Here is a 26105-nt window from a genome sequence, read left to right as displayed (position 1 = left end):
AGGGATCGTCGGGTTGTGCCGCCATCGGCCGCCGCGCTTGCGAACTTGCGTCACAATTCGTCTCTAGAAGAGCGACGAAACGTGCAAGGAAACCGAGCCCCGATGGAAGCCAGTGAAGCAAGACGTTTTGTCGTTCTCGACTTCTACCGCTTCGTCGCCGCGCTCGGGGTCTTCATCTTCCACCTGAAGCTGATCGACAAGGGCATCTCACCGGCCTGGAACGGGTCCTATGGCCTGTTCGTGGACATGTTCTTCATCCTGTCCGGCTTCGTGATCTCCTATTCCTATCCTTCAAGCTCGACCGGCCTGCGCTCCTATGCGCGCTTTCTCGTTAGGCGGATCGCGCGGATCTACCCCTTGCATCTGCTCACCTTGTTGATATTCGCGGTCCTTGCTCTCATGGGCATATCCGGTCCGACCTCGCACGCGAGCTTGACGGATTTCATTCAAAACCTCTTCCTCGTGCAGGCGTGGGGTATTACAGATCATCTCAGCTTCAACTCGCCGGCTTGGTCCATCAGCGCCGAGCTGTTCTGTTACCTATTATTCCCATTGTTCATGCTGCTGGCCGGGAGGATCTCGCCGCTGATGCTGGCGATCATCGTCGCGCTCTCTTACGGCATCCTTGCCCATGCTCACCTGCCGATCTGGCAGGAACGCTCTCAGATGTACGGGGCAACTTTCGATTTCGGGATGTTACGGGCGCTTCCGAGCTTCCTGAACGGGATTCTCCTAACCGTCCTGTTCAGGCTCTCGAGCGACTATCGCAAGAAGCCGGTTGCATTCGCCGGAATAGCGCTGTTTGCCGTCTCGGTTCTGGTTCTCAACTTCTTTGCCAAGCCCGACCTTGCAATCATACTGTTCTCTCTCGCGATCCTCGTCACAGCCACGGGAGAAAGCGCCTTCGCGCGGTTTCCCGGCTCCGATTGGCTCGGCCGCCTCGGCAACACGTCATATGCCATCTACATGATGCACGAAGTGCTGTTGATCCTGCTCTTCAAGCCGGCCTGGCACTATTTCGGACTTCAGCCAAGCATGTTTCCGGTGTTTGCATTGGTCTGCTGCATCGTTCTGACAGTCGTTGCCGACGTGACATATCGCTACGTCGAAGATCCCGCTAGAAGATTGATCAACCGGCTTGCGCCTGGCGGGGCAAGATCAGCCCGCGTCCCGAAGCCCGAGCCGCTCGATCTTGCCGAGGCCAGACAGGCGGCCAACGCAAGCTAACTGGTGCGTGCAGGCCGAATTCTGGCTAGGTCTTAGACGATCGCCGCACACGACCCCAGACTTCCTGGCATATCCGCACCACGGCCGGCCGGGCGACCGCCATGACAACGGCAAGATAGACCGAAGAACCAAGCAGCACGAGCGCGGAGAGACGCAGCCATGGCGACGTGGCCGGCATGGTAATGGAGGCAGCAACCACCGCGCACGCCATCACCGCGGAGCCCGCAAGTGCCGGCATCAGCGCCGCGGCATAGGGCCTGATGCCGAGCGCCAAGATCCGCATCGAGGCTCCGGCGGACAGTGGATACAGCAACAAGGCGCGAACGACGTAGCCGACAGCGATGGCGATAAGGCCAAATGGCGCAGCGAGGATGAAGATCGTTATGTTCGAAACCGCGTATATCAGCGTCAGCCAAGTCTGCCAGTGCGGTTTGCCGAATGCCAGGATCACCGAGTGATTGTAGAGGCCGATCGTGGTCAAGAACCCGGTGATCGACATGATCGCGAGTAGAGGGGCGGCCTCGCCCCACTTGGATCCGAAGAAACCGACGATGAGATCCGGTGCCAGAGCCGCTATGCCCGCGAAAAGCGGGGCTGTCAGCAGTGACGTGTATTTGACGAAGTCCACCAGCGTCGAACGCGATGCTTCCCGGTCATGCTGGAGGCCAGCGATGGTCGAAAAGAACACGCGGTTCAACGCATTCCCGATCACGGTACTCACGGCGTTGACCAGGCGCTTGGCGAGGCTGTAGAAGCCCGCGCCGGCGGCGCCGGTATACCAAGTGACGAAAATCAGATCGGAATTGGCATTGGCAAAGTTCGTGATTCCCGTCAGCGCCACGTAGCGCGCATAACTCAGGAGATCGATAACAGCCTGCCGGCTGACCCGGAGCCGAGGGCGCCAGGGCGTCAGGATCCAAAGGCTGACCAGCGAGATCAACGAAGTCGAGACGAGCTGTCCGACCAGCGCAACGACCCCGTATCCCTGTATCGCCAGCGCGATCCCTACCGCCCCGCCGATAGAGATTGAAGAAAGCGAACGGATGGCGAGGGATCGAAAGAGTTGATTGCGCGTCAGCCAGGCTTCGTGCGTCCGTGACAGGCCTTGCACGGCCACCACGATGCAAAATCCCTTGAGAACGATGGCAAGATCCGAAAGACCGGAGAATCGTTCGATGGCGCCGCTCGAGGCGAACAGTGCGAGTGCTGCAAACAAGGAGAGGCCCGCGATGAGCCAAAACGAGGCAGTGTAATCCTCATCCTTCGGATCGGGACGCGCCTGGACGGCAATCGCGATGCTCTCGATCAGGACTGCCCGGCAGAACTCGAGCGCCAGCGCTCCCGTTGCCACGATGCCGAGAATCTGCGGCGACAGCAGCCGCGCCATGATCATGTAGATTGCGAGCGTGAGCGCCTGCCCGACCGCGGAATCGAGCGCCGACCAAATGACGCCCGAAACGATCGAGCGCGGCTTGATAATCTCGTGGCGCAATTGGAAGCCTGTCACAATTCGGGGTTAGGTCGACATTCGTCGAGAGCCATTGGCTGCTATGGTCCAATAGTCGCCTTGTTTACGAGGACACTACGGCAAGAAAGCAGCTACATCCGAGGCAGCATGAATTTTCGAGGCAATCTACGACGGCTGATCAACGAGGTCGGCTGCGACTTTATTCATCAACTGCCCTATCCGCACGTGGACTTGTTCTTCTGGCGTCCCGACGATGGAACGATCAATTTCGGTGATCATCTTTCGATCGTTGTCGTTGACCATCTCTTGCGGCAATTCGGCTATACGCTCGCCGATGAGGTGCCGCGGCAAGCGCGCTTGTTCGCGATCGGCTCCGTGCTCCACTACGCGCGAAATGGCGATGTGATCTGGGGAAGCGGCGTAAACGGACGCCCCGGCCAAGGTGACCTCAACCATCGCGTGCAGAATTTGGACGTGCGAGCGGTGCGCGGCCCCCGTACCCGGGAAGTTCTGCAGCGCCGGGGCATCGCGGTTCCCGAAGTGTTCGGAGATCCGGCCTTGCTGCTTCCTCAGCTGTTTCCAAATCGTTTTCGCCCTACTGCCAAGAAGCCGTGGGTGTTTGTTCCGAATTTGCACGATTTGAACATCGTCGACCCTGCCGCCGATACGGTGGTCTCACCACTGGGATCCTGGAACCGGCGAATTGACGCCATTCTCGAAGCTGAACTGGTTCTGGCCAGCTCGCTCCACGGCATCATCGTCGCCGAGGCATTCGGGATACCGGCTCGATACGTACGGCTGAGCAGCGGAGAGGCCGAGTTCAAGTATCATGACTATTATGAGGGCACCGGCCGGTTCGCCGTCGAGTTTGCGACGAGTATTGACGAAGGTCGCGAGATGGGGGGAGCTGCGCGCCTCAACTTTGATCATCGTGCCTTGATGAGTGCATTCCCGATCGACCTCTGGAGCGGAAAGAACTAACATGGCCAAGCGCCTTCGCGTGGCCATCTACGCGCCGCATTTTGCGGAATATTCCTACCGGCTCGCATCGGGACTGGCGCATCATTGCGACGTTCGGCTTGTGCTCAACCGCAAAGACGCGAACCAGCAATGGGAGCTTGCCGATATCGCTGTGACGGCGCCGTTCGAGACACGGATTCGCGACCTCAGTCTGCGGCGCGGCGGCGCAATCGGCATCCCTGCCTCGTTCGTCGACATAATTTCCTTCCGCCCGGACGTGATCCATTGTCACGAAGTTCCCGAGATCTACACGTCCAAGCTGATTCAGCTCCTGCGTCCGCTCGGCATTCCCCTGGTGCTGACCGTTCACGATGCTATCCCGCACTCGGAGGGCGGCTCCGGCACCTCGCCCCGTGAAGATGCCTGGCGCGGACGCATGCGTGCGGCCGCCTCGATCGTCACGACGCACGGCGAGAGCTGCATTGCAGATTTTCATCGCGCTTCGCCCGACTTCAAGGGCGAGACGGTTTGCAGCATGCACGGCGTGCTGATGGTTCCGCCGGACAAAAGCTCGTTCACCGAGCCCGAATCCGGACGCATCCTGTTTTTTGGACGGATGTGGGCTTACAAGGGCCTCGACGTCTTCATCGACGCGATCGACATGTTGGCCCAGCGCGGCGTCGCGCATGAAGCGATCGTCGCCGGGCGCGGCCCCGAGATGACACGGCTCGGCGCCCGGATGGAGGCAATGCCGACGGTCAAGACCATCAATGCCTACATTTCGCCTGCGGATACCGGACGTCTGTTTCAATCTGCTACGGTGGTTGCCTTGCCCTACAAGGATGCATCACAAAGCGGGGTGCTCGCATCCGCCTATGGGAATGCGCGTCCCGTCGTCGCCAGCGCCACCGGTGGCATTCCCGACGTCGTGACGGACGGCGTCAATGGTCTCCTGGTCCCTCCCGGCGATGCCAATGCGCTCGCCGATGCACTCGAGCGCGTGCTGACGTCGAATTCACTCGCCACAACGTTGGCTGACGGCGCGCGGCAGACCGCGGCCGGCCCTCTGAACTGGGACCACATTGCCGAACGGTTGCTTGGATCCTATCACAGGCTCGCCGGTCGTACCGTGAAGTGAGCGCGACACGCGCTTTCTCAAGCCGATTGCCCCACTTTCAGCGGTCGAAAGAACGTGCTGCGGAACGCGCCGTCCAGCAAGCGCCTCAGCCGGACCTCGATCAGTTCATAGCTGATCGCACTTGCAGCCAGTGACATCACCAGCCCGAGTCCGATGAAAGCCGCCCATAGCAGCCAGCGGTCGACGCCGGCGGCAACCAGCTTCAGGCCAACCACTTGCAAGGGGAAGAGCACGAAGGGGTGCACGAGATAGAGGCTGTAGCTGATCTTGCCGATATATTGGAGCGCCGGCGTGCTCAGGGCCTTCCCGAGGCCTGATTCCGGGGCGAGCACCATGGCGAACAGCAGAAATCCGGGAATGAGGCCCACGAACGGATGAAACAGCACCAGGCTCGCATACAGCGCGGCCCCGCAGACGAGCCCTGCGACCAGACCGAGCCGTCCGGGAATGGAAATGCGAAATCCCGTCGCGCTGAACAGCATCCCGATGCAGAAGAACGCGGTGATCGGCCAGCGCATCAGGCAGGCCACGCCCAGCAGGATCAGAGGCGCAGCCAGCAGCCTGCCGCCGGCGCGCCACATCGAGAATGTCAGCGCAAACCAGATGTAGAATGCCCACTCATAGGTCAGCGTCCAGGCATTCTGCTGGGCAATGGGCAACCCGAGCGCGTCCTGCACGAAGAACAGGTTGGCCGCAAAGATCGCGAGATAGCTGGTGAGATCGATCCCGCGGAAGAACTTGTAGGCCACGATCGGCCCGATCGCGAACAGCGCAAGATGCAGCACGACGAACACCGGCATGATGCGCAGGACGCGGTCGAAGAAGAACCGCGACAGCGAACCGTGGCGTATCAGACTGGCCGGGATCAGGAAGCCGCTGATCATGAAGAACAGCTCGACACCGTGCCCGCCGACATTGATCACCGACTGCAGCCAGGGCCAGAGCGGCGGCAGAAAACCGGGATTCGGGATGTCGTACATGCCTGCCTTCGGCATGTCGTAGAAATGATCCATCAGCACGCTCAGCGCCGCGATGGCACGAAGGCCCTGGACCGAAGGAAGGAACGATCCATCATAGGCGGCGCCCGGCTGGTGAGGTGCCTTGATCACTCTGCGGCACCCTGGGTGCTGAGCACTGGCTCGAGGACGACAGGCTTTCTTCGCGCGGAGCGGAATCTTTGCCCGAAGGAAATGCTGGGCTTCTCGATGAACGTGTATGTCATCCAACTGACGAGGATCGACAATGCCAGGATGACGACCAGGAAGATCGACCATCCGAGGGGTCCGTCGCCGAACCATACCAGGCGGTGGACGTAGACGATCGCGAACGGCGACATCAGATAGACCGAATAGCTGATCACGCCGACGAATGCCATCGGACGCCAGGCCATCCGTTCGCCGAACACGGCAAAGCCGATGAAGACAAGCGCCGCGGAGATATAGGCCGATCCGATCGAATAACTGTAGAAGAAATTCTCGTGATACACGCCGCCGAACCGGCGGTCGGACAGGGTGGCGGCGAAGACCGCATACAGAAGCGTGCAGACGGTCACATGCGTCCACCGCAGCTTGCCGCCAATGACGGTGTCGCGGATGATCTTGCCCAGGAACATCGCCGAGAGGTTCAAGCCGACCTCCATCACCGAGGAGACTGCCCTGCTCTCAACGAAAAGTGCAGCTGTGGTTCCCACCAGCGCGGCGGCAACGACGATGGTCACCGCCGTGAAGCGCCGGTTGAGCAGCCCCATCGCAAAGAGAATGGTGCATCCGACGTAGAACAAGAGTTCGATCGCCAGCGTCCAATAGAACACCCAGAGATTCGGGACGTTCACGAAAGTCTGCAACATCGTCACGTTAGCGGCGATCTGCCCCAGCGGAAAACTCTTCGAATCCAGCAGCTGCACCGACACGAGCCCGACAACGATCGAAGTCCAATAAGCCGGATAGAGCCGGAAGAAGCGGCTGATCGTAAAATCGCGCACAGGCGTGGCGCTGTCCGGGAAGCTGAACGGAATGACGAAGCCGCTCACGAAGAAGAACAACACGACCCCGAACCGGCCAAAGTTCATGTAGTAGCCGAATATGTCGTGGAGGGGCCCGTAATAGACACCCGTCGGGTGCTTTTCCAGGATGACCTCGAATACGTGCTGGACCAGGACGGCCAGCACGGCAATGCCGCGCAGTGTGTCGATGAATGCGAGCCGTTTATGCATTGTTCGTTCTCACCTGCTTCCGCTCGCCGCCGGTACATCCGGGCGGAAGCCTTCTAATGACGGCATCGGTGGCCGTACGATGATTGGCACGGCGTCGCCCGCCCGCGCGGTGGTCGCGCGCCGCGAGAACACCTCGCTGAAGCTCAACGCGATGATCAGCAGGCCGGACGCCGGGCCGTAATTCAGAACGGTGATCGTGAACAAGTTGACGACGAAGATCAGCGTCAGCTTGTAGACGTCGGTCGTGCCGAACGTCGCCCGGAATACCATCACCATGAATGCGACGAACGGGAGTCCGAACATCAGATACGTGCCGATGTAGAAATTGTCGACGGGAACCCAGAAGGCGGCGAGCGGCGAGAACAGCTTCTGCGGATAGTTGAAGCAGCCCACGCCGCAGCCGGTCACGAGACCAACGGGCATGAGCTGGCTCAGGTAGACGAACGGCAGTTGCCAGCTGTTGTTGATGCGGTCGACGATGCTGAACAGGGTCGTGTGCGGCACCGCGGCGGTACCCGAAGCGAGCACGATCATGAAGAACGGCACCAGGATCGCGGCAAACGACCACAATGCAATGTTCCGTATCGCGGAGAAGCGCGACTTCTCCGGCAGCATCCGCACGAACACCAGCAGAATCAAGTAGAGCACGAGGACGATCATGGTCGTCTTGCTGGTCGTCAGACGGATGATGTAGACCGCAAGGGAGCCGTACAGAAGGCACCAAAGCGTGCTCTTACGGATCGACGTAATTGCGAAGGACACGAGTATGAAGAAGGCCGCCATGGTACTTTCGGCAGCAAAGCCCGTGAGACGCTGATCGTCACCGCCATAGGCCCACCATAAGCGACCCGCCTCACGAACGGCGCCGAAGGACTCATATTTGTATCCGACCCAGGGCATGAAGTAGAATTTCGTCAGCAGCACGCCGATCAGCGAGAGGTAGAACGTCGCGGCGATGACCGACAGCAACTTCTTGTAGGAGCCCAGACTGGTGTCGCAGAAACAAAATCCGACGAACACCGGGAGCATCATCTTAAACGACGACATCGCCGCGTTGACCGTCCCCAGCATGAAGTAGCCGAGCACCAGCGACAGCATGATCTGCACGAGGACAACTGCAGCCATGATACTGCGATTGCGCAAGATGCAATGCACGATGAACTGGACCAGGCACAGAAGCGCAATGCCATCCGGCACGAACCAAAGCGCGTCCAAATGCATGATGCTGGTGTAGTACCGCATCATACCGCCGAAGGCATCCCGGACCAGATAGGCTGCGAGCGCGATCGCCTCGATATTGAGGCTGATCAGCATCATCCTGCGGGGTTGCAGCGCGAAGGTGCTCATGCGCGGCTCAGTTGCTCAGCCGCGCCGATCGGGCGGGGGTTGGCGCAAAATCCGGGGGGCTTCCGAATGCATTTCGCAGGAGCCTACCGCCGGGAATTTCGACATAGAGATAGGTGAGGTGGGAAACCGCGAGCACGGCGGCCAGTGAAACGACGAGATTCAGCGTCGCCGGCAGGCCTGCCCAGATCGAATCCAGGGCGGCGATTCGCCCCGCCCCCACGCCCCGCACGAAGTATTCAGCCAGCAGCACCACGAGCGCGTGCACCATATAGATCGAATACGAACGACGCCCCAACCAGATCAGCGGCTTGGCCACCAGGATCCGCGGCACCAGCAGCGCATCCGGAAAGGCCAGCAGGCTGCCGAGGAAGATCGCGAACATCACTGGCGCGAGGAAGGTCGCGGCAGGATTGGCCTCCGCCAGGGACACCAGGACGATGCTCGCGATCATGGCGACGAATTGCAATGCGCCCTGCACGGCAGGCCCCGGCTTGGCCGGCAGGCGATCGACGATCCTCACCATCAAGACGCCCAGGAAAAAGCCGACGAAGCAGCGTAGCAAGCCGAAATCCGTCTGAAGCTCGATGCTCTTCTTTTCGAGCACGAAGATGATGAAGACGAGACTTCCGACCGCGAGCAGCCCGGAGAGGACATAAAACCACGCCAGCGAGCGCATGCGCAGGGCAATGAGAACGATCAGACCAAACACCAGGTAGGTGTAGAACTCAACGCTGATGCTCCAGCTCGGCGCATTCCAGCTGAGATAGTCGATGAACCCCATCGAGTGGAGAAGCAGGACGTTGAGGCCGAAGGAATAGGCATTGTTCACTTCGAACGCCGCAGGCGCGGCGACGACCACCCCCGCCATGACCAGGCCGATGCGCAGCAGGCGAAAGACGAGGTTTGCCAGCAGCATGACGATATGCAGCGGGTAGACTCGCGCCAGGCGCCGTACCATAAATTCGCGCAGCGAGAAGCGCGTGAAGTCGTTCTCGACATAGCTGAGCGCCATGACCATTCCGCTGAGAACGAAGAACAGATCGACCAGCAGCCATGCACTCCTGAAGAAGGAGCAGTTGATCCAGGCGTTGTGCGGGAATGCCGCGAGAAAGGTTGGCATCAGCAGCAGATGGTGGATCACCACGGAAGTCGCGGCGATCCCCCGGATGCTGTCGAGCGGCAGGACGTGCGCCTTCTCACGATGAACCAACTCCGTCACATCAACATTCCGTAGCTGTTGCACCGCAGCAGTGTGTATCAGGTCTCAACGCGTGATCAATCTCTGCAATCGCGGAGCCGCATTCGATGCATGACGACCGACAATAATTTCAAAGCTTGCAGATCATTCGGACATGCGAGCGCCAAGTTCATGCCACTTTTCATCCGACGTGCGCCTGCTTCGGCGCGCAAGCCAATCGGCATGGGATGATTGCGAGTATTTGCGCGCAAAGTGTGCGCGAAATTCGGCACTGTTGCGATCGAGGCCCTTGCAGCACATTGATTGCTGCGTGCCAATGTCGCGCGAAAAATCTTTCGCCAATGGGGAACAATAAACGCGCGTCGTGACTTGTGTCGGTTTTGCGACGAGCGGCTGCGCGAGTGCCCGATATGTTTTCAGGTTGCAACATTCATGGGCGTGATTTGCCGATCTCGCAGGCATTGTAGAACTTGTTTTTGCAACCGGCGAACAAGCGGGCTCGCGTTTGTTTTGTCGCCAGCTTTGCACCAGCTTTTGCGTCGCACAAAAAGATGACACAGTTACCTGTCAAGTTTCGCCTGTTCTCCTATTGCAACAGAAGCAAGGAACACGGATGGGCCGCGGACTAACACGTCGTCATGCGCAGCCGCGATGGCTAGCGATTGTCTTGATTGGTTCTGCGCTGATCGTGTCGGGCGCCGGTGCTTGCCGCGCGCAGTGCGTCGAATTCTCGGACCGCGCCTCGCAACTCGAACTCGACACCTTCGTGAAGTCGCCGTCCTCGCTCCTCGAGCGGTTGCGCAATGACAAGGAGAAGTTGCGGTATTGGCTCGCGCGCTATGTCGCGACGAATCCGTCGGTGCTGCCGTCCGTCCAGACGCTCATCTCGGCGTCGGCTTCAGCCGATCGCTCGTCCATCGGCGCTGCGCTGCGCCTTGCCGAAGCACGTTGCACGTCGACCAAGCCGGACGCCGCGCGCAAGATCAGGGATTTCGTGCAGCGGATCGGCGATCTCAACGTGCAGGCCGGTTATTCCGGCGCCGGAGAGGACAGCTCCGGCGTCCAGGCCCAATCGCAAATCAAGACCTCGCCGCAGCCGGGCCGTGGCGGAGCACTGCTCGAAGGCGAGTGGAGAACCAAGCTGGCCAATCCATTCAAGCCCGTCCCCCTTCCGAATTGATCCATGATTGTCAAAGGCAGCGAATTAGCACATGTACCAGCCTAGGGAACATTTCCAGTCGGGGCACCGATTCGGCATCGAATTCGGCGGGGCGGTCCTCAGCTTCGAGCGCGTGGCCGACGTCCTTCGCCGCCAATGGCCGATCATCGCGGTCTGTACGGGAGCTTCGCTGGCCCTGGTGATCGTCTACCTGGCCATGGCGCAGCCCATGTATACGGCAAACGCCCGCATCATGATGGATACGCGGCAGACGCAAGTTCTGGACAAGGACAGCAACGCCAGCAGCGCCCTGATCGACACGGGCTACGTCGACAGCCAGGTGGAGATCATCAACTCGGACGACCTCATTCTGTCCGTCGTCCGCCGCCTGAAGCTGACAGAAGACCCGGAGTTCAACGGCTCCAAGCCCGGCCTGCTCTCTATCATCATCGGCAAGCTGACATCGCTATTCGGCTCCGGCGAACCAGCAAGCCAGGAGCGAATCGAACATGCAGTCGTCCAGCAGATTCAGAAGAATCTGCGTACGGAGCGCGTGCTGACGACATATGTGCTGTCGCTGAGCTATAAAGCGCGGAGCCCCGACAAAGCCGCCAAGATCGCCAACGCGATCGCCAATGCCTATCTCGTCGGCGCCCTGGAGGCCAAATATCAGTCCACCAAGCGGGCCACCGAATGGCTGCAGCAGCGCAGCCTCGAGCTGAGCGAGCAGGCATCGGCCAGCGATCGCGCCGTCCAGACCTTCAAGGCCGAGAACAACATCGTCGGAACCAGCCGCGGCCTGATGTCCGAGCAGCAATTGTCGGACCTCAACACGCAGCTAGTTCAGGCGCGGGCTGCGACCGCCGAAGCCAAGGCCCGGCTTGACCGGATCGACACGATCTCCGATCAGGATGTTGCGCAATCAACCGTGACGGACGCCCTCAACAACTCGGTGATCACCCGTCTGCGCGCTCAATATCTCGACCTCCAGGCGCAATATGCCGACTGGTCCAGGCGCTACGGCAAGTCCCACCTTGCGGCGGTCAATCTGGCCAACAAGATGGAGGAGCTGCGCAAGAACATCGCCGACGAGCTGCGTCGGATCGCAGACGCCTATCGCAGCGACTACGAGATCGCGAAGAGCCGGGAGGCCTCGCTCGAGAAGAACGTGAAGGAGCTCGTCGCCCAGGCCGGCAACAAGGGCCAGGCCGAGGTCAAGCTGCGCGATCTCGAAAGTGCCGCCGACACCTACCGCAATCTCTACAACAACTTCCTGGAAAAGCTGCAGAGCGCGACGCAGAACCAGAGCTTTCCCCTCAGCGAGGCCCGCCTCATCAGCACCGCCACCAAGCCGGACCGCAAGAGCTCGCCGCGAACGGTCCTCGCCCTCGTGGGCGGCCTGGTCGGCGGCCTCTGCCTCGGCTTCGGCGCGGCATTTGCGCGTGAACTGCTGAGCGACGTGCTGCGGACCCCCGGCGAGGTCGAGGATGAGCTCGGCGTGAAATGCCTCGGCGTGCTGCCGGACATAAGTCCGCCGACGAAGGCCGGCGCGTTGCTCTCGACGTCAGCGAAGACCGGCCCTCCCGATCTCTCCCGCTACGTCGTCGATCATCCGTTCTCACGCTTTGCCGAGACCTTGCGCAACATCAAGGTTTCGATCGACGTCGCGCGTCTGACCCGCGAGATCAAGGTGATCGGCATCGTCTCCTCGCTTCCAAAGGAGGGCAAGACGACGGTGGCCGCCAATTTCGCGCAGCTGATCGCCCTCACCGGGCATCGCACGGTTCTGATCGACGGCGATCTGCACACGCGCTCGCTGACGCGGGAGCTCGCGCCCAACGCCAAGACCGGCCTCGTGGAGGCTCTCAACGATCCCGCGAACCTCGGCTACCACGTGCAGCGAAGCAAGGAGACGGGACTGGATTTCCTGCCCTCCGTAGTGGCCTCGCGCATGGTCAATTCGGCCGACGTCATCGGATCCAAGGCAATGGCCGAGCTGCTCAAGGTGCTGAGGGAGCACTACGAGTACATCGTGATCGATCTCGCCCCGGTGATGCCGGTGGCCGATTCCAAGGCCGTTAGCTTCCTGATCGACGCCATGGTCTACGTGATCGAATGGGGCCAGACCACGCGAACCGCTCTGCAGGAGTCGGTTTCGGGTTCGGAAGTCCTCCAGAAGAAGCTGATCGGCGCCGTGCTCAACCGCGCGAACCCGAAGATGCTCAAGCGCATCGAGGCCTACAAGGGCAAGCACCACAACAGCTATTACGTCGAGCACGCCTAGGCGGAGGCGAGGCGCCGCTCCCACTGAACAACTGGAATGAGCTCGGGCCCGTTGCCGATTGGCAGCGGGCCTTATTCGTGCTTGGCGGTCGCTTGAAGGGCATCCCGTGCGCCCTCGCGCACGGACCGAGATGCGGCGAGCGCTCCGGACCTGCTCGCGGGCTCCGTATTCGTCCGGAATCCACAACTTGCAGTTATTGCTCTAGCCAAAAGCAAGGATTGACGGATACGGTGGTCGCCGGGAAAGTTGTGCCGGTGCCATCAGCTGTCAATAAGACGAGACGATCCGAGCCTTGATGCCTGAAAATGCCGAAACTTTAGGCATCTTTCTTTCTCGGTTCCCCGGGGCTAAACTCGGCTCATACTCGCAGTTATTTTTCCGGTAGGCTCGGATGCTGATCGTCCTGACGATTTTGACTGTTTGGGTCCTGCTCAACATTCTGTTCGTGTTGATCGTGGTCCCTCCACGCAAGCCGCTCCGCCACCCGATGGCGACGACGCTCTCACCCGCGCCCATCGACCCGAACCGGCGCCAGATCGAGCAGGACGAGCCTTTCTCGATCCGCCATGTCATCGTCTCCGTCGCAATGGGAGCCTTCTTCGTGCTCGTGCCGCCGCTGCTCGCGCTGCGCGATGCGATCATGCGGCTCTTCCGCAGGCCACCGCGAAATGGAACCTGAGGCCCCGGGGACGGAGGTTTCCGGCGATTGGGAGATCGAGCGGCTAATAGGCCTCTTGGAACATCACGGCGGACGCGGTGCGGGCCATGATCTTCAGGTCGAGCCAGATGCTCCAATTGCTGACGTACCAGACGTCGTACTCGACCCGCTTTTCCATCAGATCGATCGTTGGCGTTTCGCCCCTGAATCCGTTCACCTGAGCCCAGCCCGTCAGGCCCGGCTTCATGTGATGGCGGTAGACATACTTGCTGATCAGCTCGTCGTAGTAATTGTCATGGGCGAGCGCGTGCGGACGCGGTCCCACCAGCGACATGTCCCCCCGTAGCACGTTCCAGAGCTGCGGCAGTTCGTCGATGCTGGTCATGCGCAGGAAGCGCCCGATCTTGGTGACCCGGGCATCCCCCTTGGTCGCCTGGGTCACCGTGTCGCCGTTCTCGGCAACCGTCATGGTGCGGAACTTCCAGATCTCGAACGGCTTGCCGTTGAAGCCGCGGCGCGACTGCCGGAATATGACGCTTCCCGGCGAATCCAGCTTGATCAGCACGGCTACCGTCAGCAGCAGCGGCGTCAGCAGCACGAGCGCGAACAGAGCAACGCCGACGTCGAGACAGCGCTTCTGCAGCCGCTCGAGAATGGTGAGCGGCGGCCGCTGGATCTCGACCGCGACGGTTCCGCTGACCGGCAGGAACGGACGGGTCACGAGGTCGGCAACGGAATCGTCCGGCAGCAGGCGAATGGGCTGCGGAACGGCGCGCAAATATGGCCCGAGCTTGCGCAGCATCGGCAATTCGTTCCAGTCGATCGCGAGCAGATATTCGTCGACATCGGCCGCGCGCGACTGACGGATGACGTCGCGAATCTGCCGCTCCCATTGGCCGTCATCCCGGTCCTCTCCGAGCACGAAATGGCGCATGACGTCGAAGCCGTTCCTGCGCAAATCCTTGAAGCGGCTCGAGGTGAAGTCGAGCGGCTTCAGGCTGAGCAGGATCACCTTGCGGTCGACCAGGCGGCTTCTCGCAAAGCTCGTGCCGAACACGGCCTGCCAGACGAAGCGCAGGCTGATCAAGCCGAGCCCGCCGATCACGGCAAAGACGATGACGGTGCCGCGCGACAGATTGTCCGTCGATTTCAGCAGGAAGGCCGCAACGGCGAGGATCGTGAGCGACGTCAGCCAGATAAAGGCCGCCATTCGAAGCTGCCAAACCAGATTGAGCAGGCGATGCGTGGAATAGACGTCCCGGAAATAGGCGATCCCGACGAACACCACACCGACAAACAATCCGGCTCCCACCGATGCACCGTCGGGTGGCGATGCGACCACCACGCCATACAGCGAAGCTCCCGCCGCGTAACTCAGCAGGATCAACAGAAAATCAGCAGCGATGACGACGACCTGAAAGGGCCTCTGAAGCGCACTGCCGCGCGCAGATGACAGCGCATGAGCGCTTTCAGAACCGTAAGTTGCAACAGCCATTCGAACCTCTGCGTATCGAGAGAGTGCCTGACGCTCATCGTGATGCTGAAGACTCGTCAATTCCCCGCACGGAAAGTGTTGGTCGATCGCAGCGACATTGTGGCGCTGCACGCGAAACTTTTGCGGCGCACGGACGATGTGTCGCGTTGAGATGCGCGGCGAAATTCGGTGCGCTGAAAATGTCGTCACAGTGCTGACATACGAGCGAGCGAACTGCCCTATTTTGAATCAAGTTCCGCATCCAATGCGACGCCATCGTTGCACGGGCCGCTGTTCGCTGAAGTTTGAGGCGCTGCTTGCTGCCGACGAACGCAAACATCGGATCACTTGCGAGAGTTTCCAGGGATTTCTATCTGCGGATGTATGCGAGAATCTGCAACGAGTCATGCAGACTTGCTGCATGCTTCGAGCCAGCGATGCAATTCCTGCGGACCCCTCTCGTTCCTGAAGTCCATGAAACAAGTCGGCAAAAAATGCCGTGCCCTTCTTTTGGCGTGATCGGCACCGACAACGAGCTGCGGCCCCACGGAACTCGCGTTGTTCGCGTTGGATGGACGCTCTCCGGTGCCGGTGACTTGGGGATATTTTTCCGACCACCCGATCGATGAGCGCCATGAAATCTTTCTCGCGATCCCAGCCGTCGCTTCCCAAACCGCAATTGCCGGACGGCGTCCGCATCTATGCGATCTCGGATATTCACGGCTGCGCGCATCTGCTCGAGCCCATGCTGCGGGTGATCGACGCCGACGTTGCGCGGAGCCGGCCGCGCTATGCCATCGAAGTCTTTATGGGCGATTACATCGATCGCGGTCCGGATACGCGGTCAACCCTCGACATCCTGGTCGAGCGGAGCCGCCGGGGAAATGCGGTCTTCCTCAAGGGCAACCACGAGGCCTTTCTGGTGAGGGTGTTCGAAGACCCTTCATTGTTCGAGGACTGGATCGCCTTCGGCGGGACCCAGACATTGATGTCCTACGGGCTTGCTCCACCCGATCTCAGGCGCGACGAGCCGGCATCGATCCTGCGCGACTTGATTCGCGCCATGCCGACCGAGCATCTGGAATTCCTGGACAATCTGCGGCTGAGCTTCAGTTGCGGAGACTTCTTCTTCGTCCACGCCGGCGTTCGCCCGGGCGTGCCGCTCGCCCAGCAGACCGAGCGCGATCTGCTCTGGATTCGCGAGGAATTCCTGCGCAGTGAGGAGCAGTTCGGCAAATATATCGTCCACGGCCATACGCCGGTCCGCAGCGCCGAATTGCTGGCCAACCGCGCCAATATCGACACCGGCGCCTATGCGACCGGCAACCTCACCCTGATGAGCATCCAGGGGAGTCGCATGCTCGCGGTGTGATGAGCTTCAGCCTCTTGCCACCGATGCGCGAGACGGTCTCGGGGAGGGAATGGACGTTCACCATTTTCAGTTGAGACACGGCAGCGGCGACTGCGCACGCGTCTGGGCCATCCAGTCACTCCACGCCCGCTCGTGCTTGACGTAGAGCTCCACCCAACGTTCGCCATGCCTGGCCTCTCGGACGCGCGCCGCCTCCCCGAGCAGCTCGGCGCCGGGACGGGTGTCCGGCTTGTCCAGCGCTTCGAACTCGATCGTTTCCGAGATCGTCAGACCGACAAGCACGCGCTGTCCGGCGCCGTCCACGATGTAGCGTCGCGGCGCATCCTTCTTGGGCTCACTCATGTCGTCATGTCCGATCGGGTTCAGTGTGAAGCTGGATACCGTCATCGAATGGGACGATGCCTAGAAGGCTCGCCGGGCGTGGCCGAACGTCGAGGTCGGAGCGGGCCGCGAGGCCCGGCGCGAGGCGCTGCTGGATGAGCTCACGGCTCTTCGTTGGACGCGCCAGGCGCGTAGCGCGTATCCGAGAATGAGACCAGCGCCGAAAAGGGAAGCAGAGACAAACGCAGAAGTCATGAGAGTCGTCCTGGGAGTCGTCCTGGATCGTGCGCGTCCTATCAAGAGTGAGCAGTGTGTCGACATCATGGTTCTCGAGGATTCACGAGCGCCGAAAAAATGTTCAAGGTTCGGTCTCCTTTGCATGCATGCCGCGCGCGCGGCAACGCTGCCGGCCTCGGGCTGATCTCGTCTCGGCCGGAGATGATCATCGAACACTCTCTATATATGACGACCACATATCTAAGAGACGTTCTCGCAGCTCAATGCATCAAGGTCCGTCGCGGTCGATCCGACGCGCCCCGGCGAGACCATGCGCCCCTGCAACCGGAAATTCGGCGTCAGCCGGCCTGCCCGTGCCCTTGCAACCATCCGGAACCCGTCGCATTATCACCCATCGCATTTGATGAGGGATTCAATCCAATGAACTTCCGCGCCGTTGCTTCATCCATTGCCCTGGCCGCTCTCGGCCTCACTTTGGCAGCATCCGCGACATCAGCCGCCGAGCTCGCGCTTGCCCCGTCACAGCGGGCGGCCGCCGTCCAGGGCGGGCTTGTGTTCTGGGACAACGTCTACCCACCGGCGGTCTATGGCCCGCAGCTTCGCCCGGCCGAAGAAGTCGCAGCGATGAAGGCGCAGGCACGGCCGGTGTCCCAGCGCTGGTGGGGATATTGGTACGTGCGGTAAGGCAACCGGAGCAACAGGCTAAGCGCAACCCAACCGTCCTCATCAACCGCCGCGCCGAGCAAACGGCCGCGGCGGTTTTTGTTTGACTCACTCTCTTAGCGCTTTTGGGAGAGCGGCCGATAAGCGTGGTGACGGCGATAACGGGAAAACTTGCGCCTCCGTCCGTCCATAGCCCAAGCCACGCCGGCATTAAAAACGCCTGCCCAAAAGTGCAAACGGCGCCGGCGATCAATTCCCTGCTTACAGGGAAATTTGCAGGGAAAAGTGCCCGCCGCAGGGGGGCCAACGGGCGTAAAATGCGAAATGACGCCCTGAAACGCAGGCAATGCGTCGCGATGCATTAAAATCCTAACAGGGAAATTCCGCCGATGATCAGGGAATGTGCTCGCGTCAAACAGGCAAGACCTCTTGCTCTCATCATTGGAAGGGAATCGGGCTGGCTCGGTGGTATTCGCGACCATGGCCAGGATGCAGTCGAAGCAAGACAACGTCTCGAAGTGACGCATCTCCGACCGGTCAAGCCCAGCAGCGCATGCGATCACGGATCGGCCGGCCGCTCTTCACCGACGGCCAACACGACCACTATTTGGGCGCGTCGCAAACGCCTGCGTAACTCAATCCTAATTGGCCATTGCTATTGTTCGTTGCGGGACCTCTCCCCGATGCGGCCGCCATGGCTCGCAGGCAACCCCATCCCCGTCGCGATCGTGGTGCTGCCAATAGCCGGGCTCTCCGCGCCGCGCGGGTGCTAAGCCGACCAAGCGCGCAAAATCGCAATTGGGAGCGGACGCGATGTGTTTGAGCGTTGTCGTGACCGACCACGGGCTCGAAACAAGGAGCCAAATTGCCGGATAGGCGGCCAACAAGGCAGCGATTGCGACCAATGCCGTGATGGCCCACCGCAGCCCAGACCGCAGCTTGGTAGTTCGATCATGGCGCGCCGACACCGCACGGAAGCGGCGCTGCAAATTGCGCAGTCGCAGTTCAGGACCGCGACCGGGACGAACCGGATTGGGGTCGGGAAGGTGGGGCATCATGAAAACAACATCACTGAGATCTTCTATTACGAACCAGGATCGCGCCCGACCTGCTCCGTCACGCCTGGCTCAGGGAGGGCGAATGGGCGCAACGGGACTGATCCTAGCGGCCGCAGCATCGGCCAGTCTCCTGCACAAGCTCGAGCGCGGCGTCAGCATTGCGGCATAGAAGAACATGATTGGGCCTGATCCGGAAAGCTTCGCGGCTTGGCTTCATCCGCCATCTAGCCTAGCATTGGCTAGGTTAAGGCGAAACCGCATCGGCCAGCGAGCTTCATAGTGATGGGCTTATAGTGGCCGCGATGTCGTTTGGGCCATCGACTTGCTTTGGATGAGCCGCAGGCACTTGCGATGCGTCTTCAGAATTTCAGCTTTGATGATTGGCTGGAGCACGCGTTTGGACGCGAGGTTCGCTTTCAGCAAGCACCTTGGTACTTCGATCCTGAGCATGATTGGTGGGATCCGCCGGCGCTTGAAGCCGTAGCTTATCTCACTCGACTATTTGAAGACCCGGAGCCTGCGTTACAGGGATTTGCCGACAGCCAAATCGCGCAGGGCCTAACTTACCTTGTGAATACCAATGCCGGCGGCGATAGCGGATGGCTTTGTTCAACTGATGTTCCGGTCGAAGACCGTGTTCGCTGCGTCACCTCTGTCGCGGCGCTGTTCGCGAAATTGTTCGAGCCTCGTTGCGACCCTGGCCTGTCCCACCTGAGCGAAGCCGCCAGCAAAGCCCTAAACGGTGTTTGCTATATGTGGTGGGATGCGTTTCCGTGCCTGGCTCTTCCTGGCGACCCCGCCCTCCCGACGATCCACGATTGCGCGCTGCAAACCATGGACCGTATCCTTCAGCTCGAATCGATCGCCTGTCAGGAAAGTGCTCTCCACGGCCTTGGGCACTGGCACCGCGACTACAGCGACAAAGTCACCCAAATCATCGACCGCTTCTGCGAGGCGCATGCCGGAATCGACCCGCGCCTGTCGGCCTATGCCCAATCAGCTCGGTGCGGATGCGTTCTGTGATCCGCGGGCCATGGTTGCGCCCGCCGGCGTTGAGTGCATCATCGTGACCCTCAGACAGAGGCGCCGCGTAGCCCAAAACTGGGCCGGCGTACTCATGATCGGCTTGCCGGCCGATGTCCGGCTCAAGCTGCAACAGCAGTCGAAGTGTGGGCATCTGCCGAGGTCGGTGCCACTCGAGCATAAGGGCCTAGAAATCCGAGATGGGCCAATGCCAAGTTCGGCATAACGTCGCAATGGAGCGACCTCTAGTTTACGAGCTTGCCATTGCTGGCAATCCTATCTTCGTTTGCAGCGAGCAGATCGCAATCGTCTGCAAGTCTAAGGTAGATCCTACGCAGCGCTCATCTGACGTACCTAACGCTATGGTTCGTACTCCTCGGCTACGTGCCGATGCCGGGCGGCTTCCGCCATGTAATCGGTGCCCATCGCAAGCTCCCTGAAAGCCGACCATCCCTCGCGGCCCGAGCAGACCGTTGCGATAGATCAATGAGCAGGCCCCATCAACGGCGGCCTGTATGGGCCGGACGTTGACTCGAGCTGCACTTCTGTGCGGCTGCTAGACGGAAAAGGCTCGCTTCCGGAGTAGACCACATCGGCCCCAGCCTGGAGGTTTTTCCGGATCGAAAAACGAGCTGGGACCGAGAGGTCTGCCGCCGTCTGGTCGGCAAACACAGCTTCATCCCAAGAAATCGTCCACTTGGGATTCAAATTTGTGAATCGGGCTCCATGGAAATACCCAAGCCCCCTCGGGGAGGAGCTGGCGACAGGTCGTGCGAGGGATGGCACGCAAGACCGACAGTCGAACTGAGAGCAGGGACGGTCGCTCCTGGCCGCCCGGCGCGCGGTCGCAAGCCATGGGCGACGGTGGCTAGCGCTTCCTGCCAGTGGGCTTGCCTCGGCGGGGGCGCTTCTTCGGCTTGGGCCTTGTTGGCTTTTCGCTCTGTTCAGCCGCGAGAACTCGGGCTCGGATTTCCTCTAATTCAACCAGTGCAGCAACAATGCTCTGAAGACGTTCGCGAATTGCAGCAGCAGGAATCACCGCTCGACCGCGGGTGCTCATGGACGCCCCCAACTTGTTCTTCTTTGGGCCCGCCGTTGGGCACCCATTCGAAGTCTTCCCTTTTCGGCGAACGTAGTCCTTAACAAACTTAAACGACTACTACCGCGTCCAGCCAGGTCGCGTTGTTCCTGGAGGGAACACTACAGCATGCTGCGTAGATCAATGAACCAAGCACGCCGCTAGCCGCCCGGCGATCAACCGTGAGATTTATCGTGCATATGGAGCGCATTCACGGCCGCGTGTACGAAGCCATTTGAGGCTCCCAACGAAGCGAAGCTGAAACAATGCAATCCGATACTCTGCTGGTAACGCCCGTTGCGGGAGGCTCAAATGCGTAGCCTAATTTTCGGTACGGCCCTCTTAGCGTTCGCAACCATCGGATGTTCCACGTTTATTTCGGCCGCCCTTTCCGCGGCACGGGATGCAAAGGCTGCAACATTCTCCGAACGGTTCGCGCCAGCAATCACGGTTCCCTCAAGCGGCTAGTCTCGCCAGCGTGAACCCGCGAGCCGATTGCGAGGCTTTAATGGGAAGCTTTGTCTTCTCGCTTGAGGAGCTCCAGTCGTCGCTCTAGCTCCTCCTTCTTCGCCAAAAGCCTCTCGGCCAGAATATCATTGACGACGGTATGAAGTTGCCAGAGCTCTTCAAGAGCCATGCTCTCGAAAGGCTTCCGTTCCATGAATCCCCCCGACTCACATGTCGTGAAGGTTAGCGCGAAACAAGAATTGGAGCCACTTTTCCCGGCGGGATGTAGCAAAAGAGGTGCCGACCTGCTTTATTGCGCCAGAACTTCGTAAGCCTCAGCAAGCTTTAAGTGGCTGTCGCGGGCCACCCAGCTCTTCATGATCTCGGCGCGTACCCCGCACTCTTCGGCCGATCTCTGAGCCGTTTGGCATCCGCAGCACGATCCGTTCGGCAATGCTAGCACTCAGCTCTACATCCTTGTGTAGCAGACGACACACAAGAGCACTTCCATGGGGGCCGATTTACGACCTTAATCGATATAAGCGCGCGGTCGCTCGGTTTCTGCAGTCTCGTTTGAGGCCAAGCAACGTCGCGCCCGTTCGATCTGTGCGTCAGTAGCGCCATGATTGCGTGCGTACATCTCGGCCACTGGTGCCGAATATTTCGCGACGTAGTATCTAACCTCGCTGCACGAGATGCGCCCCGTCAGCCTCTGGTGACGCGAAGCGAAGGCTTCGGACCCCAGCGGGATCAGCAACAACGCAACAATAGCCCCGGCCCGTACGATCATTCTCGCCCCCATAGATTTGACTGGTTGGTTAGGAGAGAGCAGGCCTGAATCGCGCACGCGACGCAAATTAACTATCGTGCACCGATCCAAAGAGCTGTGCGACTGTTGCTGCGATGCCTCGGTGCTCCGCGGGTCCTGAATCATGAGGTCGCGGTCGAGCGATCTGGCGCGAGCTTCCCAGAAAGCGGAAACGGCAAGTTCGATCATCGCACTGAACCGCGGTACGAGCTCGCAATCGCTATCTCCGCCGAAGCACTCTCCTACGACGAGCTTTAGGAGTACGGCTAGTGCTCGCAATCGTTCTCGCCTGCGCGGCTCGTAGGCGACGCCGGAGGGTCTGCAGTTCTCGAAACAGTGCGAGCAGTCCCTCGACCCGCTCGCCCAGAATAGTCGAATAATTGCAAACCCGACTTCGATTACTCATTACTGCCCAAATCATGATTGTTGAAAGCAAAGGCGGTCGACAACGGGGAAAAATATGCAATCCAGGGTTGGAGTATACAACCCATAAATGACGAGCGGATTAAAAGGGCTACGCTAAGTCCCCTACACCATTGTCACAGCGCATTCCTTTCGCTTGTCTTTCGGGTCGTTTTCGTTCCGCAAGCTCGGTCTGTTCGGCAAAGCTACACGCCCGGTACCGCAGCATTCACGCGCGCCCGGTCTCTCAGGCTGGTAGTCCCATTCTGCCCTTTACTCGCGCGACGGCTGCCCAGCAGGGGTGGCGCCCTTATCACTTGGATAGCCCTTCGATCCACGGCTCCGTTACGCGTGCTGAGTGCACCGGCTGTTAAGGGTTGGTTTAGGTCCCGGCACGATCATTGGCGACCGCAAGGGACCTGAGCATGCCATTGCACCATGCGAATACCCTGGAAAGGATCGTGACCGTCGCAGATCACGGCAGTGGCGAGGTCGCCACACGGCCTGTCACTCTCGACCGATTGGATTTCTCGACCTCTACGCGAGATGAGGTCCTGGCGTTATTGGCGCCAAGCGGTCCCTCAAAACCCACTATTTGGCTCGTTGTGCTCGCTTTGGCTGGGGGCTTCGGATTGGGCTGGGCTGTTGCTTGGTATGGTCCTGCAGCTCTCTCGGCTCTCAGCCCGGCTGCTCAGGTAGAAACGGCTTCGCGCCGCACGCCGGACACAAAGTCAGGCGGTAAGGCCGAAAGCGCCCGAAAGAGTGTGGCAGCGTCGGCCTCGCGAACAGCGCCTGCTTTAACGCAACCCTCCACAGTCATCGCGAGCGTTGCTGCGAGGCCTCTGGCCAAAACCGCGAGTGGGGCGCAATCCGCGGACACTTCGAGCCCAGCTTCTTCGGCTGTCGACGCGGACGCGTCTGTAACGGGCTCGCTCGCGCCCGCGGGGCCGCTCCTGTCGGCCGTCGAGACAAGACCAACGACCATTGCAGGTTGGGCCGTGCTGGACGTTCGCGGGGGAACGGCGGTGCTCGAAGGGCCCGACGGAATTCGAATGGCAGCACGCGGTGACGTGGTCCCTGGCATCGGGCGAATTGACTCTATCTTGCGCTGGGGCAATCGCTGGATAGTTGCCACAGCAAGCGGATTGATCTCGACGCCCTAGGCGGAGGTTACGCGAGAACATCTGGACACGCCAACTCGGACGAGCTTGGCCATCACGACCATGCTCGCACCTCCCGTAGAAATGTCGTACTCCGAACTTTACGCCAAAGCGATTGACAAACAGCCAGGAGGTTGCGAGCAGCCGAGTTGCGGTATGCAGGTTGCGTCGAAAACGCTATCGGAATTCGGCAAACGTCGGCTCGGGAATGGCCGGGCCAGCGCCGGCGGCAATTTAGGCAAGTAGCGGCTGGCACCCAGAAAAGCGAGAGCATAGCGGCTTGGTGGTAGTGTGCCGGGGTCTCCGTGCGCCCGAATTAGATCAGTCCTTTTTTCGTGACCCGCAAGCTACGGACGTAATACCCTTGTCGCTGAACCGTTGACCTAATCTCCTCGCTTACTTTGAGAATTCTTGTTCTGCTCTTGCGCCACCTATTTGTAGAACAAGCGCCTGGGATTGAGGAGCCTGCGCTTAGAACGAGCACGTCACGCTTGCCATTGCGATAAACATCAAACATTTTTCGTCCCCGCGATCATATCAAAGCGAAATATGTTTTCGTCATTCCGGTCCACGAGCTTACTAATCGGCCCGGCGTCGCGGGTTGCAAATATGCAACGCTTCGCGACGCATCTTCATCCCCTCCTGGCAGAGCGGGACCGGCGAGCAGTTCCGCGCCCCAGTCGCGCTGGCACAGGAGCGAGGCTGGCTAGAGCAGCATGAGAGCGGCACGTATGCGCGGCTAACGGGGCAATAGAAGCATTGGGTCAGGTGAGGTACCGTGTGAACTCAGCAATTTAATTGTCATCTGGTGTGCGTTCAGACAGGCACAGCGGCCGAGCTATTGATATTTTAGGGGGTAGTTACGCTCCCGGCAGGACTCTAGCCTGCAACCGGCGGGGTAGAAACGTTTTGGGCGCTGAGCTAATCAATGGCTTAGCTCCTTGATGTTGCGCTGGTGTTGCGCTCACTTGCGAGTGAAAATCACGCGATCGGACTCCAAGCGAAAATCGCAGTCGTGCTTGGCGTAAGCCGTGAATTCGGAAACAGCGAGTATGCCTGCGCTGTCCCATTCATCGAAGACAACATCGCTGGTTGAGTAGAGTTGGGCCGCCTCGCTCTTGCTAATCCATTCGCTCGCGCCGACGGGTAAGCTTTTGAGAGCCGCAGATAGGCAACTTCGGAGCTGGCATCGAGATGCAAGGGCCAGGAGGGGGCGATTACCTTGTTTTGCCCAAACAGAGACTTAAACCAATCCAACATCAAATTAGCTCCCGAGCAATCGGGCCTGAAATGCTTCGGCGGCGCGTTGATCCGCGTCAGCGTCTGAAAGAAGTGCCCGTAGACGTCAGATATAACCTTGATCGAGCTATGCCCCATCACGGCCGGATCTGCTTCGGGTTGTGGCTGTTCTCGATCCAGCGGGCGTGGTGGGCGAACCTGCAGATCGCCCCACTGCCGCTCGCGCAGGAGCTGTGGGCAACGAGCCCGGCGCAGGGTCCGACCGAGGCCGCGCCCCTTCCCGCTAGCCTGGGCTTGGAGGCCTCACCACGATGAACGGTCCCATCCAAACGACACACCAGCTGACCGCGACCGCGCTACCAGTGGAGTTTGAGGCCTTGGCACTGCCGCCCCTGCTGCTGCCCGGCGAACACCTCGAGCTTTACCTGGCACTGCGGCAGGCGATCTTCGCCGACCTTGCGCCCCGATCCGCCATCGAGTGGCTGCTCGCCATCGATGTCGCCGAACTGTCCTGGGAAATCCAGCGCTACCGCACCTTGCGGCACAAATTGCTCGAGACCCATCGCCAACAGGCCATCGCAGCGGCGCTACGGCGCATCGACATGGCCAGGATCGATCCCGACTTCGAACCCCAGGCCGAAGACTACACGCAGCAAAAATGCGCTGAGCTGGCGCATTGATCCCATCGCTGCGACCGAGATCGAGGCGCGGCTTGCCGCCTATGGCTTCGATCGAGACGCCGTCACCACAGAAGTTTACGTCCAGGCGCGCGAAGTCCTGATCCTGTTCGATGGCCTGCTGAACGCCGCACAAACCAAACGGGTGTTGCTGCTACGCGAGAGCAGAAATCAGCGCTTCGTTAGCTCGCCGATGCGCCGGCCGCGCTGAAGGATCAGATCGAAATTCCCGACGGCGCACTCTCGATTCCAGTTTGCGCTCACGGAGATGTTCGCTTGATGGGAGTCCCGAACGCGGGATGCGCAGCAACATCGGAGTAGCGGCATCGCACCCGCAAGCTTCGGAGCCGTCAACCGCTGCGAACTACCGCCATAGCAGGCGCTCACAACTCGTTCACTCGGACGAACGCAAATACAGGCTCGCGCGTATAACGGTCTCTGCCAATCGATCGTGCGGCCCCTGCCTACCTTTTCATCACCCGATACGGTTGATAA

20 protein-coding genes are annotated in these 26105 nt (G+C 60.2%); 10 read left to right on the top strand and 10 right to left on the bottom strand.

Going from position 1 to position 26105, the window contains the following annotated elements:
* Window positions 1-102 precede the first annotated feature (102 nt).
* On the top strand, window positions 103-1227 hold the full coding sequence (locus I6F31_RS33680; RefSeq protein ID WP_225186841.1) for an acyltransferase: 1125 nt from the start codon (window positions 103-105) through the stop codon (window positions 1225-1227).
* 25 nt (window positions 1228-1252) lie between these two features.
* On the opposite strand, the gene I6F31_RS33675 is transcribed toward I6F31_RS33680, so the two are convergent.
* A complete protein-coding gene (locus I6F31_RS33675) occupies window positions 1253-2719 on the bottom strand; it encodes a lipopolysaccharide biosynthesis protein (protein WP_225186840.1) in 1467 nt (488 codons plus the stop codon).
* Between the two features lie 123 nt (window positions 2720-2842).
* Here I6F31_RS33675 and I6F31_RS33670 point away from each other — a divergent pair, with 123 nt between their 5' ends.
* Both I6F31_RS33670 and I6F31_RS33665 read left to right on the top strand, forming a co-directional pair.
* A complete protein-coding gene (locus I6F31_RS33670) occupies window positions 2843-3676 on the top strand; it encodes a polysaccharide pyruvyl transferase family protein (RefSeq protein WP_050991696.1) in 834 nt (277 codons plus the stop codon).
* Between the two features lies 1 nt (window position 3677).
* A complete protein-coding gene (locus I6F31_RS33665) occupies window positions 3678-4793 on the top strand; it encodes a glycosyltransferase (RefSeq protein WP_051057157.1) in 1116 nt (371 codons plus the stop codon).
* 17 nt (window positions 4794-4810) lie between these two features.
* Here the strand turns inward: I6F31_RS33665 and I6F31_RS33660 are convergent, their stop codons facing one another.
* Genes I6F31_RS33660 through I6F31_RS33645 form a run of 4 tightly spaced genes read right to left on the bottom strand, consistent with a single transcriptional unit; the run spans window position 4811 to window position 9571 of the window.
* Window positions 4811-5902, bottom strand: coding sequence for an acyltransferase (locus I6F31_RS33660; protein ID WP_036013946.1), 1092 nt, complete (start codon window positions 5900-5902; stop codon window positions 4811-4813).
* Entirely contained in the window at window positions 5899-7005 is a 1107-nt protein-coding gene (locus tag I6F31_RS33655) for an acyltransferase (protein ID WP_036013947.1), read from the bottom strand. The genes I6F31_RS33660 and I6F31_RS33655 overlap by 4 nt, the downstream gene beginning before the upstream one ends.
* A 9-nt stretch (window positions 7006-7014) precedes the next feature.
* Window positions 7015-8352: a hypothetical protein gene (locus I6F31_RS33650; RefSeq protein ID WP_225112413.1), complete on the bottom strand. Its 1338-nt coding sequence runs from the start codon at window positions 8350-8352 to the stop codon at window positions 7015-7017.
* Window positions 8353-8359: 7 nt separating this feature from the next.
* Window positions 8360-9571, bottom strand: coding sequence for an acyltransferase (locus I6F31_RS33645; protein WP_225186839.1), 1212 nt, complete (start codon window positions 9569-9571; stop codon window positions 8360-8362).
* A gap of 592 nt (window positions 9572-10163) precedes the next feature.
* Here I6F31_RS33645 and I6F31_RS33640 point away from each other — a divergent pair.
* The 3 genes from I6F31_RS33640 to I6F31_RS33630 all read left to right on the top strand — a co-directional run bounded on the left by I6F31_RS33640 (window position 10164) and on the right by I6F31_RS33630 (window position 13672).
* Window positions 10164-10730 carry a hypothetical protein gene (locus tag I6F31_RS33640; protein WP_225112411.1) on the top strand — a complete coding sequence of 189 codons (567 nt, stop codon included), beginning with the start codon at window positions 10164-10166 and terminating at the stop codon, window positions 10728-10730.
* 31 nt (window positions 10731-10761) lie between these two features.
* Window positions 10762-12993: a Wzz/FepE/Etk N-terminal domain-containing protein gene (locus I6F31_RS33635; RefSeq protein WP_225186838.1), complete on the top strand. Its 2232-nt coding sequence runs from the start codon at window positions 10762-10764 to the stop codon at window positions 12991-12993.
* A 391-nt stretch (window positions 12994-13384) separates the two neighbouring features.
* Window positions 13385-13672 (top strand): hypothetical protein, encoded by a 288-nt coding sequence (locus I6F31_RS33630; RefSeq protein WP_225138986.1) that lies wholly within the window; start codon window positions 13385-13387, stop codon window positions 13670-13672.
* Window positions 13673-13715: 43 nt separating this feature from the next.
* Here the strand turns inward: I6F31_RS33630 and I6F31_RS33625 are convergent, their stop codons facing one another.
* On the bottom strand, window positions 13716-15146 hold the full coding sequence (locus I6F31_RS33625) for an undecaprenyl-phosphate glucose phosphotransferase (RefSeq protein WP_036024717.1): 1431 nt from the start codon (window positions 15144-15146) through the stop codon (window positions 13716-13718).
* Between the two features lie 613 nt (window positions 15147-15759).
* On the opposite strand from I6F31_RS33625, the gene I6F31_RS33620 reads away from it, so the two are divergent.
* Window positions 15760-16497, top strand: coding sequence for a metallophosphoesterase (locus I6F31_RS33620; protein WP_225186837.1), 738 nt, complete (start codon window positions 15760-15762; stop codon window positions 16495-16497).
* A gap of 66 nt (window positions 16498-16563) precedes the next feature.
* On the opposite strand, the gene I6F31_RS33615 is transcribed toward I6F31_RS33620, so the two are convergent.
* Complete coding sequence (locus I6F31_RS33615) at window positions 16564-16839, bottom strand: hypothetical protein (RefSeq protein ID WP_192893327.1); 276 nt, start codon at window positions 16837-16839, stop codon at window positions 16564-16566.
* Window positions 16840-17475: 636 nt separating this feature from the next.
* Between I6F31_RS33615 and I6F31_RS33610 the strand changes: the two genes are divergently transcribed.
* Window positions 17476-17739 carry a hypothetical protein gene (locus I6F31_RS33610; protein ID WP_225112405.1) on the top strand — a complete coding sequence of 88 codons (264 nt, stop codon included), beginning with the start codon at window positions 17476-17478 and terminating at the stop codon, window positions 17737-17739.
* Between the two features lie 620 nt (window positions 17740-18359).
* On the opposite strand, the gene I6F31_RS33605 is transcribed toward I6F31_RS33610, so the two are convergent.
* Window positions 18360-18773, bottom strand: coding sequence for an excalibur calcium-binding domain-containing protein (locus tag I6F31_RS33605; RefSeq protein WP_225147069.1), 414 nt, complete (start codon window positions 18771-18773; stop codon window positions 18360-18362).
* Between the two features lie 354 nt (window positions 18774-19127).
* On the opposite strand from I6F31_RS33605, the gene I6F31_RS33600 reads away from it, so the two are divergent.
* On the top strand, window positions 19128-19799 hold the full coding sequence (locus I6F31_RS33600; RefSeq protein WP_225147026.1) for a hypothetical protein: 672 nt from the start codon (window positions 19128-19130) through the stop codon (window positions 19797-19799).
* 1583 nt (window positions 19800-21382) lie between these two features.
* Here I6F31_RS33600 and I6F31_RS33595 read toward each other — a convergent pair.
* Both I6F31_RS33595 and I6F31_RS33590 read right to left on the bottom strand, forming a co-directional pair.
* Window positions 21383-21538, bottom strand: coding sequence for a hypothetical protein (locus I6F31_RS33595; RefSeq protein WP_225186836.1), 156 nt, complete (start codon window positions 21536-21538; stop codon window positions 21383-21385).
* Window positions 21539-21853: 315 nt separating this feature from the next.
* Window positions 21854-22114: a hypothetical protein gene (locus I6F31_RS33590; RefSeq protein WP_225147068.1), complete on the bottom strand. Its 261-nt coding sequence runs from the start codon at window positions 22112-22114 to the stop codon at window positions 21854-21856.
* Between the two features lie 3130 nt (window positions 22115-25244).
* On the opposite strand from I6F31_RS33590, the gene I6F31_RS33580 reads away from it, so the two are divergent.
* Window positions 25245-25613 carry a hypothetical protein gene (locus tag I6F31_RS33580; protein ID WP_225147024.1) on the top strand — a complete coding sequence of 123 codons (369 nt, stop codon included), beginning with the start codon at window positions 25245-25247 and terminating at the stop codon, window positions 25611-25613.
* The last annotated feature ends 492 nt before the right edge of the window (window positions 25614-26105 follow it).

The organism is Bradyrhizobium sp. NBAIM01 (genome assembly GCF_020194115.1).
Taxonomy (GTDB): Bacteria; Pseudomonadota; Alphaproteobacteria; order Rhizobiales; family Xanthobacteraceae; genus Bradyrhizobium; species Bradyrhizobium yuanmingense.
Note: the sequence above shows the minus strand (reverse complement) of the source record. Positions and strands in the feature narration are given on the sequence as shown.

Excerpts from the sequence above, each read along its gene's own strand:
- I6F31_RS33680 (WP_225186841.1), top strand. The coding sequence starts at position 103 with ATGGAAGCCAGTGAAGCAAGACGTTTTGTCGTTCTCGACTTCTACCGC.
- I6F31_RS33670 (WP_050991696.1), top strand. The coding sequence starts at position 2,843 with ATGAATTTTCGAGGCAATCTACGACGGCTGATCAACGAGGTCGGCTGC.
- I6F31_RS33665 (WP_051057157.1), top strand. The coding sequence starts at position 3,678 with ATGGCCAAGCGCCTTCGCGTGGCCATCTACGCGCCGCATTTTGCGGAA.
- I6F31_RS33655 (WP_036013947.1), bottom strand. The coding sequence starts at position 7,005 with ATGCATAAACGGCTCGCATTCATCGACACACTGCGCGGCATTGCCGTG.
- I6F31_RS33650 (WP_225112413.1), bottom strand. The coding sequence starts at position 8,352 with ATGAGCACCTTCGCGCTGCAACCCCGCAGGATGATGCTGATCAGCCTC.
- I6F31_RS33640 (WP_225112411.1), top strand. The coding sequence starts at position 10,164 with ATGGGCCGCGGACTAACACGTCGTCATGCGCAGCCGCGATGGCTAGCG.
- I6F31_RS33635 (WP_225186838.1), top strand. The coding sequence starts at position 10,762 with ATGTACCAGCCTAGGGAACATTTCCAGTCGGGGCACCGATTCGGCATC.
- I6F31_RS33630 (WP_225138986.1), top strand. The coding sequence starts at position 13,385 with ATGCTGATCGTCCTGACGATTTTGACTGTTTGGGTCCTGCTCAACATT.
- I6F31_RS33625 (WP_036024717.1), bottom strand. The coding sequence starts at position 15,146 with ATGGCTGTTGCAACTTACGGTTCTGAAAGCGCTCATGCGCTGTCATCT.
- I6F31_RS33620 (WP_225186837.1), top strand. The coding sequence starts at position 15,760 with ATGAAATCTTTCTCGCGATCCCAGCCGTCGCTTCCCAAACCGCAATTG.
- I6F31_RS33615 (WP_192893327.1), bottom strand. The coding sequence starts at position 16,839 with ATGAGTGAGCCCAAGAAGGATGCGCCGCGACGCTACATCGTGGACGGC.
- I6F31_RS33610 (WP_225112405.1), top strand. The coding sequence starts at position 17,476 with ATGAACTTCCGCGCCGTTGCTTCATCCATTGCCCTGGCCGCTCTCGGC.
- I6F31_RS33605 (WP_225147069.1), bottom strand. The coding sequence starts at position 18,773 with ATGCCCCACCTTCCCGACCCCAATCCGGTTCGTCCCGGTCGCGGTCCT.
- I6F31_RS33600 (WP_225147026.1), top strand. The coding sequence starts at position 19,128 with ATGCGTCTTCAGAATTTCAGCTTTGATGATTGGCTGGAGCACGCGTTT.
- I6F31_RS33595 (WP_225186836.1), bottom strand. The coding sequence starts at position 21,538 with ATGGAACGGAAGCCTTTCGAGAGCATGGCTCTTGAAGAGCTCTGGCAA.
- I6F31_RS33590 (WP_225147068.1), bottom strand. The coding sequence starts at position 22,114 with ATGATCGTACGGGCCGGGGCTATTGTTGCGTTGTTGCTGATCCCGCTG.
- I6F31_RS33580 (WP_225147024.1), top strand. The coding sequence starts at position 25,245 with ATGAACGGTCCCATCCAAACGACACACCAGCTGACCGCGACCGCGCTA.